Source organism: Burkholderia ubonensis subsp. mesacidophila (genome assembly GCF_002097715.1).
GTDB classification, from domain to species: domain Bacteria; phylum Pseudomonadota; class Gammaproteobacteria; order Burkholderiales; family Burkholderiaceae; genus Burkholderia; species Burkholderia mesacidophila.
On sequence record NZ_CP020738.1, the window covers coordinates 530,508 to 544,200 of the forward strand.

The 13,693-nt window shown below is 63.6% G+C and carries 12 protein-coding genes and 1 pseudogene; 10 read left to right on the forward strand and 3 right to left on the reverse strand.

Features of this window, described 5'->3' with window-relative positions:
• The first annotated feature begins 8 nt into the window (after positions 1–8).
• The 7 genes and pseudogenes from B7P44_RS20010 (at position 9) to B7P44_RS20040 (ending at position 7,011) form a co-directional block, all read left to right on the forward strand.
• Positions 9–1,250: a thiolase family protein gene (locus B7P44_RS20010; RefSeq protein WP_084907577.1), complete on the forward strand. Its 1,242-nt coding sequence runs from the start codon at positions 9–11 to the stop codon at positions 1,248–1,250.
• 10 nt (positions 1,251–1,260) lie between these two features.
• Entirely contained in the window at positions 1,261–2,418 is a 1,158-nt protein-coding gene (locus tag B7P44_RS20015) for an acyl-CoA dehydrogenase family protein (protein WP_084907579.1), read from the forward strand.
• A gap of 23 nt (positions 2,419–2,441) precedes the next feature.
• Positions 2,442–3,218 (forward strand): annotated as a pseudogene (locus B7P44_RS20020) (SDR family NAD(P)-dependent oxidoreductase).
• 74 nt (positions 3,219–3,292) lie between these two features.
• Positions 3,293–4,885: a class I adenylate-forming enzyme family protein gene (locus tag B7P44_RS20025; protein WP_167389813.1), complete on the forward strand. Its 1,593-nt coding sequence runs from the start codon at positions 3,293–3,295 to the stop codon at positions 4,883–4,885.
• A gap of 83 nt (positions 4,886–4,968) precedes the next feature.
• The gene (locus B7P44_RS20030) at positions 4,969–5,352 is read left to right on the forward strand and encodes a BON domain-containing protein (protein ID WP_084907581.1); all 384 of its coding nucleotides are present in this window, start codon (positions 4,969–4,971) and stop codon (positions 5,350–5,352) included.
• A gap of 136 nt (positions 5,353–5,488) precedes the next feature.
• The gene (locus B7P44_RS20035) at positions 5,489–5,725 is read left to right on the forward strand and encodes a hypothetical protein (RefSeq protein WP_084907582.1); all 237 of its coding nucleotides are present in this window, start codon (positions 5,489–5,491) and stop codon (positions 5,723–5,725) included.
• Positions 5,726–5,886: 161 nt separating this feature from the next.
• Complete coding sequence (locus tag B7P44_RS20040; RefSeq protein ID WP_084907584.1) at positions 5,887–7,011, forward strand: porin; 1,125 nt, start codon at positions 5,887–5,889, stop codon at positions 7,009–7,011.
• A 97-nt stretch (positions 7,012–7,108) separates the two neighbouring features.
• On the opposite strand, the gene B7P44_RS20045 is transcribed toward B7P44_RS20040, so the two are convergent.
• Positions 7,109–8,164 carry an AraC family transcriptional regulator gene (locus B7P44_RS20045; protein ID WP_084907587.1) on the reverse strand — a complete coding sequence of 352 codons (1,056 nt, stop codon included), beginning with the start codon at positions 8,162–8,164 and terminating at the stop codon, positions 7,109–7,111.
• Between the two features lie 299 nt (positions 8,165–8,463).
• Between B7P44_RS20045 and B7P44_RS20050 the strand changes: the two genes are divergently transcribed.
• Complete coding sequence (locus B7P44_RS20050) at positions 8,464–9,498, forward strand: MBL fold metallo-hydrolase (protein WP_084907589.1); 1,035 nt, start codon at positions 8,464–8,466, stop codon at positions 9,496–9,498.
• A 137-nt stretch (positions 9,499–9,635) separates the two neighbouring features.
• On the forward strand, positions 9,636–10,130 hold the full coding sequence (locus B7P44_RS20055; RefSeq protein ID WP_084907591.1) for a hypothetical protein: 495 nt from the start codon (positions 9,636–9,638) through the stop codon (positions 10,128–10,130).
• A 183-nt stretch (positions 10,131–10,313) separates the two neighbouring features.
• Here the strand turns inward: B7P44_RS20055 and glmS are convergent, their stop codons facing one another.
• Positions 10,314–12,143 carry a glutamine--fructose-6-phosphate transaminase (isomerizing) gene (glmS, locus tag B7P44_RS20060; RefSeq protein ID WP_084907593.1) on the reverse strand — a complete coding sequence of 610 codons (1,830 nt, stop codon included), beginning with the start codon at positions 12,141–12,143 and terminating at the stop codon, positions 10,314–10,316.
• 155 nt (positions 12,144–12,298) lie between these two features.
• Between glmS and B7P44_RS20065 the strand changes: the two genes are divergently transcribed.
• On the forward strand, positions 12,299–12,790 hold the full coding sequence (locus B7P44_RS20065) for an Lrp/AsnC family transcriptional regulator (RefSeq protein ID WP_084907595.1): 492 nt from the start codon (positions 12,299–12,301) through the stop codon (positions 12,788–12,790).
• A 27-nt stretch (positions 12,791–12,817) separates the two neighbouring features.
• Here the strand turns inward: B7P44_RS20065 and panB are convergent, their stop codons facing one another.
• On the reverse strand, positions 12,818–13,681 hold the full coding sequence (gene panB / locus B7P44_RS20070; protein ID WP_084907597.1) for a 3-methyl-2-oxobutanoate hydroxymethyltransferase: 864 nt from the start codon (positions 13,679–13,681) through the stop codon (positions 12,818–12,820).
• Positions 13,682–13,693: the final 12 nt, after the last annotated feature.

Genomic DNA, 13,693 nt, shown 5'->3' on the forward strand with positions numbered 1-13,693 from the left:
GGAATTATATGAACACTATCTATGTTGCCGGTGTCGGCATGACGCCGTTCGGACGCTTGCTTGATCGCAGCGTGTACGACATGGTCGGCGAGGCCGTCGCCCTGGCTTTGAAAGATGCCGGCGCAGAGGCCGCCGACATCGGCTCGGCATTCTATGCGACGCTGACCAATGGCCAGTTCCAGGGGCAGACCGCAATTCCGGGGCCGATCGCCATGCGCCGCCTCGGCATCGCAGGCATTCCGGTGTTCACCGTCGAAAACGCCTGTGCCTCCGGCGCTTCGGCATTCAACCTGGCGGTGCAGGCGCTGCGGGCCGGGACCTGCGACGTCGCGCTGGCCGTCGGCGCGGAAAAGATGAACATCGCCGACAAGGCCAAGATGTTTGCTGCGTTCGACGGCGGCTGGGACGTCTCGACTGTCGAGGAAAACAAGAAGACGCTGCTGGCATTGGGCGAAGGCGTCGAGCCCCCGCCCGGCACCATGTCCGACCGTCCCTACAGCGTGTTCATGGATGTCTATGCGGCCATCGCTCGCAACCATATGAAGCGCTATGGCACCACGCAGCACCAGATCGCCGCGGTCGCGGCCAAGAACCACCAGCACTCGGTGCATAACCCGCTGGCGCAATTCCAGCAGCCCATGACGATCGAACAGGTGCTGGCTTCGCCGCCGATCACCTACCCGCTGACGACGGCCATGTGCTCGCCGATCAGCGACGGCGCCGCCGCCGCCGTGCTGTGTACCGCCGCCGGCCTGAAGCGCCTGCAGGGCGATGCCGCCCGGGCAGTGCGCGTGCTGGCCAGTGTCATTCAGACCGGCATGACGCGCAGTGTCGACGAGCCGCACAAAATCATCGCCCACCTGGCGGCGAAGAAAGCCTACGAACAAGCCGGCGTGACGCCGCAGGACGTTGACGTTGCCGAAGTGCACGATGCGTCGGCGATCGGCGAGATCCTCAACGCCGAATCGCTGATGCTGGTGCCATTCGGCGAGGGCGGCCCCGCGGCCGAACGCGGCGACTTTACGGTCGGCGGACGCATCCCGATCAACCCGTCCGGCGGCCTCGAATCGAAAGGCCATCCGATCGGCGCGACCGGTCTCGGCCAGATTCACGAACTGGTGACGCAGTTGCGCGGCGAAGCCGGACAACGCCAGGTTCAAGGCGCACGCATCGCCATCCAGGAAAACGGCGGTGGCCTGTACGGCATCGAAGAGGCCGTGGTCGGCGTCAACATCCTGGCGAAACAATAAGGAGTCCACGATGGGACACGTATTCCGCACCGAAGAGCAGCAGGCAGCCGTCGACGGACTGAAGCGCTTCCTCAATGCCGAGATCGATCCGATCTTCAGCAAGCAATATCGCGACAAGTTCGTGCCGCGCGACAAGATGGCCGACATCATGCGCCGGCTGACGGAATTCGGGCTGGTGTCGGGCATCGCGAGCGAAGCCAACGGCGGCATGGGCCTGGATTGGCTGACGTCGCTGATGCTGTTCGAGGAGGTGGCGACCACCTCGGCCGACCTGTCGGTGCCGGTGCTGATCAACTCGTTCGGCGTCGTGCTGCTCGAGAAGGTCGCGCCCCCGCATCTGCGTGAACGCTACCTGCCCGGCCTGTTGAGCGGAGACAGTTTCGTCTCGATGGGTATTTCGGAACCCGACGTCGGCTCCAACGTGCTGGAGATCAAAACGCGTGCACGCCGCGATGGCGACCATTTCATCATCAACGGCGAAAAGACCTGGATCAGCAATGGCGAGTACTCGGACTTCCTGATCTGCACCTGCCGCACCAGCGACGATCCGCGCAAGGGGCTGACCCATTTCCTGCTCGACCGCAAGGAACATCCGTACGAAGTACGCGGCATCCACAAGATCGGCTTCAACAGCCAGTCCACCGCGCAGATCTTCCTGACCGATGTGCGCGTGCCGGCCTCCAACATGATCGGCAACGAAGGCGAGGGGCTGCGCAATACGCTCTCGCTGTTCGAGCGGTCGCGCGTATTCGTCGCCGCCCAGGGGTTGGGCATCGCTCGCCGCGCGCTTGAAGAAGCGGTTCGTTATGCAAAGGAGCGCCGTCAGCACGGCAAGGTCATCGCGGGTCACCAGTTGATCTCGGCGATGCTGGCCGAGATGGCGACCAACGTGGACGCTGCGCGCCTTTTGACCTACCGCGCAGCGTCGATGATCGAAGCCGGCGTGCCGGCCGAGATGGAAGCGGCGATGGCCAAGTATTTCGCCTGCGAGGCAGCCGTGAAAATCGCCCGCGATGCGGTGCAGATCCACGGGGGTAACGGTGTCACGACCGAATTCCTCGTCGAGAAGCTCGCGCGCGAGGCGATCATCGCACCGATTCCGGAAGGCACGACCCAGATTCAGCAACTCATTATCGGCCGCGCGTTGACCGGCGTGCCGGCGTTCTAAGAATCATAGCCACAGGAAAAATCATGCGTATTGAAGGAAAAGTCATCGTCATTACCGGCGGCGCTTCGGGCCTCGGCCTCGCCACAGCACGCTACCTGGTACAGGAAAAAGGCGCGCGCGTCGCCATCTTCGATCTGAACGCCGAGGCCGGCGCCAAGGCGGTCGAGGAGGTCGGCGCCGAACACGCGATGTTCGTGCAAACCGACGTCGCCAGCGAGGAATCGGTGCAGAACGCGGTGGCCGCCGTGACTGCCCGCTTCGGCACGGTTCACGTCTGCATCAATTGCGCGGCGCTGCCCACGCCGTGCAAGGTGCTGGGCAAGGAAGGCAAGGCCACGCCGCTGGCCAAGTTCGCGCAGGTGACGGCGGTCAACGTCAACGGCGTGTTCAACGTCATGTCGAAATGCGCCGAGCAGATGGTCAGGAACGAACCGTAAGCAGGCGAGGAGCGCGGCGTGGTCATCAACATCTCGTCGGGTGCCGCGTACGAGGCGCAGATCGGTCAAGTCGCCTATGCCGCCTCCAAGGCGGCGCTGCTAGGCATGAACATGCCGGCGGCGCGGGAGCTCGGTGACGTCGGCATTCGTGTCAACGCCATTGCGCCCGGCCTGTTCCTGACGCCGATGGTGCAGACGCTCGACGAAAAGATCGTCGCTGCGTTGAAGACGCAGATCGAAGCCCCGAGGCGCCTTGGCGACATGCGCGAGTTCGCGCACTGCTGCGCTTTCATCATCGAGAACGCCTACCTCAACGCGCACACGATCCGCCTGGACGCAGCGTCACGCCTGCGCGCGCGCTGAACGCACTGCGCCGGCGACAGGGCCGCCCTTCCTCTAAAGAAGAGGGAGGGCAAAAGAACGAAGGAGACAAATCCATGAAGATGAACTTTTGCCGCATCATGCGCTTGATGACGCTGCGCTTTCGCGACCGGCAAGCGATCGTCAATGTGGAGCGCGGTCGCAGCTACAGCTACCGCGATTACCACCTGTTGACCAACCGCATTGCCGATGCGCTGCGCAACGCGCTCGGGGTCGGCAAAGGCGACAAGTTCCTGCTCATCCTGGAAAACGACAACCTGAGCCTGATGATGCTGCCGACCGTCCTCAAGCAGGAGGGCACGGTGGTCATGACCAACCTGCGCGACGCGTCGGAAGAGCATGCGCGTCAGATCGAACTGGTCAAGCCGAAGGTCGTATTTATCGAAACGCGCCTGCTCGATGGCTACTACGCAATGTTGCGTGCGGCGGGCTGCGAGATCGTCGTCATGGACGACCCGACGCCGGAACAGGCCACGCGCCCCGGTGTGCGCGCGTTCTGGAGCCTGGTCGACGCAGCCTCTGAGCTTGACGCCAACGTCGAGCTGGACGATGACGAGCACATCTTCATGTTGCGCTTCACCGGCGGCACGACTGGCCAGGGGAAATGCGCGATGTACTCGATCGACAATCTGATGGCTTGCCGCGACGGCGGCTTCGGCAACCCGGATTTCGGCTTCAACGACCGCACACGCATGTTGCATGTGGCGCCGCTCTCGCATGGCACGCTGGTCGGTTTCGTACCGACTTTCTATGCCGGCGGCGCCAACCTGACGCTCAATCAGCTCGATCTCGAGCAATGGCGGCAAACGGTCGAACAGCAGCGCGTGACACATTCGTTCCTGGTGCCGACCGTGCTGTACCGTCTGCTCGAATTGCAGCGCGCCGACCCACGCGATTTCTCTTCGCTGAACACCCTGATCTATGGCGCCGCACCGATGAGTCCCGCCAAGCTCGAAGAACTGATCGCGTGCTTCGGGCCCATCTTCGCGCAGGTCTATGCCGCCACCGAAGTCCCGATGTTCGTGTCGACGCTCGACAAGGCCGAGCACGAGATCGGACAGAAGACCGAGGGCGGCAGCGAGCGCCTGTCTTCGGCCGGCCGGCCGACGCCGGGCGTCGAAGTTTATGTGACCGACGAGCGGGGCAAACCGCTGCCGATGGGCCAGTTCGGCGAAATCCGCATCCGCAGCCGAGCCGTCATCAAGGGGTACTACAACAATCCGGAAACGACGGCCGCCGAGTTTGCCGACGGGGCCTGGAGATCGGGCGACCTCGGCTACATCGACGAGGACGGCTACCTGCACATCGTCGACCGTCTGAAAGACATGATCATCAGTGGCGGCTTCAACGTCTATGCGATCGAAGTCGAAGCGGCGCTGGCCTCCCATCCGGCCGTCATGATGTGCGCCGTGGTTGGCGTTCCCCATCCCGAGTGGGGCGAGGCCGTGCATGCGGAAGTGCTGCTGCGTCCCGGCACCTCGGTCGAGGCCGCCGAACTGATCGCGCACGCGAAGGAAAAGCTCGGCAGCTACAAGGCCCCGAAGTCGCTCGTGTTCGTCGAGCAATTGCCGACCTCGGTGGTCGGCAAGGTGCTGCGGCGCGTGGTCAAGGAAAGGTACTGGCAGAACATGAAGCGCAGGGTCAGCTAGGCAGTTCCATGTGACATGTAAGCAGGAGTCGACTCATGGTCATGCCGTTTTGATTCCGTCCTTCATAACAACTGGAGCATTCGATGAAAAGTATTCAGGCGCGCGCGTTGGCGATTGCCGCATTGATTCTGGCCGCGTCCGGCAACGCATGGTCGCAGCCGGGCCAGACGGCCAGTGCACCTACCGGCATGCCGGCTGCATCCGCTGTGGAAAGCGCAGCGGCGCCGGTCAGCGCAAGGAAAGCCAATCGCGCGCTGCGCCGGCAGGTGTATGCCGCCATCGCCAAGCACAAGAAGATCAGCGCCGGCAATATCAGCATCGTCGTAAGAGGCGGCGCGGTGACGCTGAACGGCACAGTCACGGACGCTTCGCAGGTCAATGAGGTTGCGGAGATCGTGAAGGGCGTTCCGGGGGTGACCTCCGTGACCAACAAGCTGATCGTGCAAAAACCGTTTGGCGGTGCGTAAAGGGCCCGCACAACAGACGTTTTTCGCGTCCGGACTCATTCCATCCCGAAGACCGAATGTTGATCGCAAATGACCGGCGACCGCTGCCGCGCAGGAATAGTGTTTTGGCCAAGGGGCTGAATTGCATTGCACGGGGATGCTGCTGCTGATGCGCATGTGGCGAGTTCCAATACGTGTCCTCGTCAAGGCTGTTTTGGGCCTCGTCGCTGTCGCTGCCAGCACGTTCCGCGTTTTGCTGGTCGCGCTCCGGATTTGCTGCGTGGACGACGGCATGAAGCGCAACCAGCTGACTCGCCGGATTACTTTGGCCGGAACGGAGATCCCGATTGGTGTCGTCACGTGGGTTTTCGGGTGCTTCCGTTTACACGGATAGTAGATGGGAAACTCTGATTAATTTAGCAAACCGAACTAGTTAAAAAGCAAGGCCAGGAGGTCTACGCCGAGCGAAGTTGGCGTTGAGGCGAAGCATCTGAAGTGTTCAGTACGTACGGCGGTCGCAACAGGCCGCTTCAAAGCAAAAGAACCGGAGACGCAATGAAACTGAAATGGATAGCTGCGGCCGTTCTAGCGGCAACAGGTGGTGCAGTACACGCACAGTCGTCGGTGACGCTGTATGGTGTCATCGATTCCGGGGTGTTGTATCAAAGCACGTCGGCGGCCACGTTGAGCCCGAAGGCGCCGAACCTTGGCAAGGTCTATCGCTACAAGGACGGCGGTATCTATGCGAGCGCCTGGGGACTCAAGGGATCGGAGGACATCGGTGGCGGGTATCACGTCAATTTCAAACTGCAAGGTGAGTTCGACAGCGGCACCGGCAAGTTCAACCTGGCCGATACGCCGGGCGCGGTGGCACAGTTCAACCAGATCGCGACCGTAGGCGTGTCGGGACCATTCGGTACACTAAACTTCGGTCGACAGATCGTGCCGATTGCCTATGCAATGGCCGATACGGACGTGCGGGGGGCTCACTATTTCGGCAGCACGCTGACTGGGTGGCTCGGCATGAACCAGGCTGCCGGCTGGCAGGGCATCAGCACCAACGCGCCGATTGGCGCGCTGTACGACAGCAATGCGATTGTCTATGAATCGCCGAAGTTCGCCGGCCTGTCCGCGGCACTCGAGTATGCACCCGGAGGTGTACCGGGCAGCTTCCAGGGAGGCACGCGGGAGTCCGTCGTACTGAAATACTCGAACTATGGCCTTCGTTTTGCGGCTGGCTACTACATTGGCCACGATACGAATCCCGGCCCGAAGACTGTACCCACCGGACTTGCCAATAACCGCCTTTTCTACGTGGGCGCGCTATACACGTACCGCGCGTTCTCGATTTCCGCATCGTATTCGAACGGCAGGAATCCGGCGCATTCTGACTTGGTCAGCCTCGACCTGTATTCGGCCGGCCTCGGCTACCAGTTCTCGCCTGCCTTCAAGGTGACCAGTGGCGTGTACTACCTGAAGGACCGCAACAACTCGGCCAACAAGTCGACCGAGGTTGCCGTCGGCGCGGAGTACAGTCTGTCGAAAGCGACGCTCGTCTACGGCCAGGTGGGGCACGTGAACAACCGGGGAACGATGACCCAGCCAATAACGTTTGGCCAGCCCGTGGCGCCGGGCGTGAGCACGACAGCGGCCATGCTGGGCATCCGTCACGCTTTCTAGCATGACAGGGCCGCCTTGTTAAAGGCAGGCCCTGTCATGAACCAGATCGCTCGCATCAGTGTGTGCTTCTCGGTGCAACCTGTGTGGCGCGCACGCGCTAATCCGCCGCGTCGCGCCGTAGCAGCTTGGCCCGGTAAAGCGTTGGCGACGTGCCCGTCCAGCGCTTGAAGGCGCGCGCGAAATTGCTCGTGTCAGTGAAGCCGAGCAGGAAGGTGATTTCGGTCACCGACAGGCTGCGCTGCGCGAGGTAGCCCAGTGCCAGCTCGCGGCGCGTCTCGCCGAGCAGGTCCTGGAAGCTCGTGCCGCGCTGCGCGAGCTTCAGTTGCAGCGTCGCCTGACTCATGCACAGATCCTGCGCGAGCTTGCGGCGCGTGCAGTCGCCCGCGGGCAGCATCTTGATGATCTTGGCGCGCACGCGCGCGGTCACGTCCGCATGGTCCAGCTTGGCAAGGTATTCGGTGGCGATCTCGTCGTTGTACTGAGCGAGCTCGGCGCAGGCGCCCGACAACGGATCTTCCATCGCCGCGGCTGTGAAGATGAGCGCGGATTCGTCATGACCGAAAGTCGGCGCCACGCCGAAGGCTTGGGTGTACGGCTTCGGCCCCTCGCTCGGACAGGCGTGGTGCAGCTCCACGTGCAGTGGCGAAAAATCCTGCCGGTACAACAGGCGCATGAAGCGCAGCAGGAACGTGGTGAAGGCGTCTTCGGTCTCGCCGCACAGGTTCGTCTGATGACCGAAGCGCAGTGCAACCTCCTGCGCGTTGCGCTCGACGCGCACTGCGGCGGACTGCGAGACGATCGCGAAGTAGCGCTCCAGCCGCAGGCAAAAGTCCAGCAGGGTGCGACTGGCCATCAGCGCATAGCCGACCGCGTGGATGTTCGACACGTGGATGAAGCGCCCGACGGTCAGGCCGAAGTACGGGTCATGTGTGACCTCGACGCAGGCTCGGTAGAGCGTGGTGACCTGGCTCGACGCAAGGCGCTGCAAAGGGTCGTTGCTCACGGCTTCCGTGAGCCCGACCGCGCGCAGCACACGGCGCGCGTCCACGCCGTTGTGCTCGAGCGCGCGCGCAATCGCCAGCGCGTAGCCTGCAATGACGCTCGGCTGATCGGGGGCGACGACGGGGGAAGGCATAAAAGGAGGGGCTTGCATGCTTCGGGAAAGCTTAGGCGTGCGCCGCAGCGCCGTCCAGAGGGAAATCCCGGATGCTGCGCGGACCGGCGAATTGGCTCCACGGACCAGTGTGCGCACGACTCTCTGTCTAGTATCGAACCACGTTGCATGATGCCCCCTTGACACTATGCATGACGATCCCATGGTGACGCACCGGGCGCGCCGAACGGCGTCGGTGCGGTCTCTCTGCTCTGTACTCCCGAGTCCGGCTACGTGAGTGGTCAAGCCACACTCTGGACGGGTGGACTCATGGGAATTTGACTCCCTCGATCGACGCCATGGCACTTCTGTACCCATTCGACCCTCCATTGCCGCGCCACACAGTCGAGGTCGCCACCGGTGTGCGCTGGATCCGGCTGTCCATGCCGTTCAAGCTCGATCACATCAACGTATGGGCCATAGACACCCCCGACGGATGGGTGCTGGTGGACACCGGCCTGAACTCTCCTGACACCGTGGCCGACTGGTTGGCGTTAATGGCGCAGGGGCCTCTGGCAAGGCCGCTCCAAGGCGTGTACGCCACGCACATGCACCCGGATCACATCGGTCTGGCAGGCTGGTTCACGCGTCGCACAGGCGTACCGCTGCACATGAGCCGCCTCGAATACCTGTCCTGCCGGGTCGTGCATGCCGACACGAACCGCGAGGCCCCTCGTGACGGCGTGCTGTTTCATCGGCGCGCGGGGTGGTCGGAGCCTGCCATCGAGGGCTATCGCAGCCGCTTCGGCAGCTTCGGCAAGCATATTCATGCGCTGCCTGAGAGCTATCGGCGACTGCAGGACGGCCACCAGGTTCGGCTGGGCGAGCACGACTGGCGGATCATCACAACCGGTGGCCACTCGCCTGAGCATGTCTGCCTGTACTGCTCCGATCTGAAGCTGCTGATCTCCGGCGATCAGGTGCTACCGAAGATTTCGTCGAATGTGTCGGTGTTCGCCAGCGAGCCGCAAGCCAATCCGCTGCAGGAGTGGTACGAGTCGCTCGGCAAGCTGATGAACGGCGTGCCCAATGATGTGCTTGTGCTGCCTTCTCACAACGAGCCCTTCTACGGTTTGCATGAACGCCTGGCATCGCTCAAATCCGGACAGGACCGCGCCCTGGATCGACTGCGCCAATCGTTGGCGGCCGGGCCCCAACGGATCGTCGACGCGTTCGCCCCTCTGTTCGGCCGCCCCATCGGGGAACAGGATGCGCAGCAACTGAGTCTCGCGACCGGCGAAGCGGTGGCCTGCATGAACTACCTCATTGCCAAGCGCGTCGTGAAGTGTGTGGTCGACGACAACGACGTCGCCTGGTATTCCCTGGAAGCTTGAAGCGGACGCATGCTTCGAATTGTTGAACCGACTAACTAGCTCGCTACTTTGCGAGTATTGATCGACCCCTTGCGTTCTCCCGTGTCGCCAGCGCCACGGCGATCCGGGGCCACACCTTCAGAAGGAGTCATCGTCCTATGCCTCATCCCATTTCCCCTTTGGGCGCGGGTCACACCATTGTCAGCCTGGTGACGGTCGCCGCAGGTCTCTATAGCTTCGCCAGATATCAAAAGATCGATAGCACTACCCGGTCCGCCAGGATTTACCTGGCAGGGATGGTGGTATCCGTGTTCACGTCGTTTGGTTTGTCCAGTACCGGCGGCTTCAATGTCGGGCACGCACTCGGCATCCTGGCGCTGCTCGCAACATCGGGCGGACTGCTCGTCCCGCGAATCGAAGTCCTGGGGCGTGCGCGGCTGTACCTATCCCAGGTCGCATTCACGTTCAGCTTCTTTCTGCTGTTGGTCCCCGGGATCAACGAGACGCTGACACGACTGCCGGTTGGTCATCCCCTCGCGAATGGCCCCGAATCTCCAATCGTGCGCGGATCACTCGCCGCGTGGCTGGGTGTTTTTGTGCTGGGATCGATGTTGCAGTTTTTTTGGCTTCGTGCGTGCCGCAGTCGTACATGAATTTGCGGGGAGCGGTTTCGCTATCGTTTTGATGACGATTTCGGAAGTTCACTGGTGCAGCTTTCGATCTGCCCTCTGGAAGCGTTCCCCGCCTTACGGGGCGGGCCACTCCGCCAAAGGAGACTCCCTCCGGGAACGCTTTCATTTCTCGCGAACAGCTGCCCTGACACGAAAGTCGGTTGCTCACTCCACCGTCACCGACTTCGCGAGATTCCTCGGCTTATCAATATCCGTCCCTCGCGCAATCGCCGCGTGATACGCGAGCAGTTGCATCGGCACCGTATGCAGGATCGGAGAAAGCGGCCCGTAGTACTCATTGAGCCGAATCACATCGATTCCTTCACCCGGCGCCAACCCGCAATCGACATCGGCGAACACGAACAGCCTGCCGTTACGTGCGCTGACCTCATGCATGTTCGACCGCAGCTTCTCCAGCAGCATGTCGTTCGGCGCGACGGCAATGACCGGCATCTCGTTGCTGACGAGCGCAAGCGGCCCATGCTTGAGCTCCCCCGCCGGATAAGCCTCCGCGTGAATGTACGAAATCTCCTTCATCTTCAGCGCGCCTTCCAGCGCGATCGGGTAATGCATCCCGCGTCCGAGGAACAGCATGTTGTCCCGGCGCGCGAGCAGTTCCGACCACCCGGTGATCTGCGGTTCGAGCGCCAGCACCTTCGCGATCGCATCCGGAAGATGACGCAGCGCACGCAGATGCTGCTTCTCGTCGTCGTCGCTCAACCGGCCGCGCACCTGCGCGAGCGACAGCGCGAGCAGGAACAGCGCGACCAGCTGCGTGGTGAACGCCTTCGTCGACGCCACACCGATCTCGATGCCCGCGCGCGTGACGAACTGCAACGCGCATTCGCGCATCAGCGCGCTGGTGGCCACATTGCAGATCGCGAGCGTATGCAGCATGCCCGTCTGCTTGGCCGCATGCACGGCGCCCAGCACGTCGGCCGTCTCGCCGCTTTGCGACACGGCGACGACGAGCGTCTTCGGGTTCGGCACGCTGTCGCGATAGCGGAACTCGCTGGCGATCTCGACGCTGGCCGGCACTTTCGCGAGGCTCTCGATCCAGTACTTCGCGGTCAGCGCCGCGTGATAGCTGCCGCCGCACGCGAGCAGCAGCACCGAATCGACGTCGTTCAGCACGCGCCACGCGTGGTCGCCGAACAGCTCCGGCATGATCGACGTGACGTCGAGCAGCGTATCGGCCACCGCTTGCGGCTGCTCGAAGATCTCCTTCTGCATGTAGTAGCGGTACGACCCGAGGTCCGCCGCGCCGCTGTGCGCGGCGACGCGCTGCACGGCGCGCTCCACGCGCTGGCCGTTCGCATCGACGATCCAGTAGCGATGCAGCTGGACGTCGGCGACGTCGCCGTTCTCCAGATAGGCGATCCGGTCCGTGATGCCGGCCAGCGCGATCGCGTCGGACGCGAGGAAATTCTCGCCGTCGCCGGCGCCGACCACGAGCGGCATGCCGTTGCGCGCGCCGACGATGCGGTGCGGCTCGTCGCGGCACATCACCGCGATCGCGTAGCTGCCGCGCAGGCGCGTGACCGCGCGCCGGACCGCATCGAACAGGTCGCCGTCGTACAGGTGATCGATCAGGTGCGCGATCGCCTCGCTGTCGGTCTGGCTCGCGAACACGTAGCCGTGCGCTTCGAGCTCCGCGCGCAGCGCGTCGCAGTTCTCGATGATGCCGTTGTGCGACAGCGCGATGCGCGCGTCGTCGTCGCCCGGCGAGAAATGCGGATGCGCGTTGAGCGTGACCGGCGCGCCGTGGGTCGCCCAGCGCGTGTGCGCAATGCCGGTGTAGCCGGACAGCGCGCGCTCGGCAATCTCGCGCCGCAGGTTGGCGACGCGGTCGACGCTGCGCGCCCGCGCGAGCGCCCGGTCGCGGTACACGACGACGCCGCACGAGTCGTAGCCGCGGTATTCGAGCCGCTTCAGGCCATCGACGAGATTCGGCAGGATGTCCCGCTGGGCCACCGCCCCGACGATTCCACACATATCGCGCTCCGTAGAAGGTGCTGTTTCGATCAATGACAGCGATGGTAGAGGCGATGAAATGGAATTAAATTTCAAAAATATGGTAATGGTGAAACGAGAGGATCGTCGCGTATCATGCTGAAATTAAATTTCAGCCTGAAAGAACGGGAGGCCCCTTGGCCAGCGTGACCCTCGACGATCTCGATCTCCGCATCCTCGCGATCCTGCAGGACGATGCGTCGGTGTCGAACCTGGAGCTGGCCGAGCGCGCGCTGTCGTCGCCGCCGACCTGCCTGCGCCGGGTGCGCCGGCTGCGGGACGCGGGGGTGATCCGGCGCCAGATCGCGATCCTCGATCAGCAGATGATCGGCTCGGCGGTCACCGCGATCATCGAGATCAGCCTCGACCGGCAGACGGCGGAGGACTACGACGCGTTCGAGCAATACGTGTGCGCGGAACCGGCGGTCACGCAGTGCTACCGCGTGTCGCCGGGGCCGGATTTCGTCGTGATCGCCGATCTCGCGGACGTCGCCGACTACGACGCGTTCGCGAGACGGCTGTTTACCGAGGCGTCGAACGTGCGCAACGTGCGGACGTTCTTCTCGACGCATCGCGCGAAGTTCGAGGCGAATGCGCCGGTCGCGCATGCGCTGCGCCGGCGGGCGTGACGCTCGCCGCCGACGCATGCGTCGGGATCACGCGGCGCGCGCGTCGTCCGTCGCGCCGTGCAACTGCAGCGGCTTGCCGACCCCGAAGCAATGCTGCGCGTCGGGAAACGCGTTGTGCCGAACGTCGTGCGCGTATTGCGCGATCGCGTCGCGCATCACGGCGTTCACATCCGCGTAGCGCTTCACGAAGCGGGGCGTATAGGCGTCGAAGCCGCCGATCATGTCCTCGGTCACGAGCACCTGGCCGTCGCATGTGGGCGACGCGCCGATGCCGATCGTCGGAATCGCGAGCGCGGCCGTGATGTGGCGCGCGAGCGCTTCGGCGGTGCCCTCGATGACGACGCTGAACGCGCCGGCGGCTTCGACCGCGCGCGCCGCATCGAAGATGCGTTCGGCCGCGCGCGGCTCCAGCCCCTGCGCCTTGAAGCCGCCGGTCGCGTTCGCCTGTTGCGGCATGAGTCCGATGTGCGCCATGACGGGCACGCCGCGCTCGGTCAGGAAGCGGATCGTGTCGGCCATCTCCGCGCCGCCTTCGAGCTTCACGGCTTGCGCGCCGGTCTCGGCGAGCAGGCGCGCGGCGGAACGGAACGCCTGCGCGGGCGATTCCTGATACGTCGCGAACGGCAGGTCGACGACGACGCACGCCTGTTGCGCGCCGCGCACGACGGCCGCGCCGTGCGCGATCATCATGTCCAGCGTGACGCCGAGCGTGCTCGGCATGCCGTACAGCACCATGCCGACGGAATCGCCGACGATGATGACGTCCGCGAAGGCGTCGACGAGCCTGGCCATCGGCGTCGAATAGGCGGTCAGCGAGACGAGGCTGCCGGCGCCTTTCGTCGCGCGGATCGAGGTGACGGTTTTGCGATTGGTGGTAGTGTGCGCGCTCATGAACACATGCCG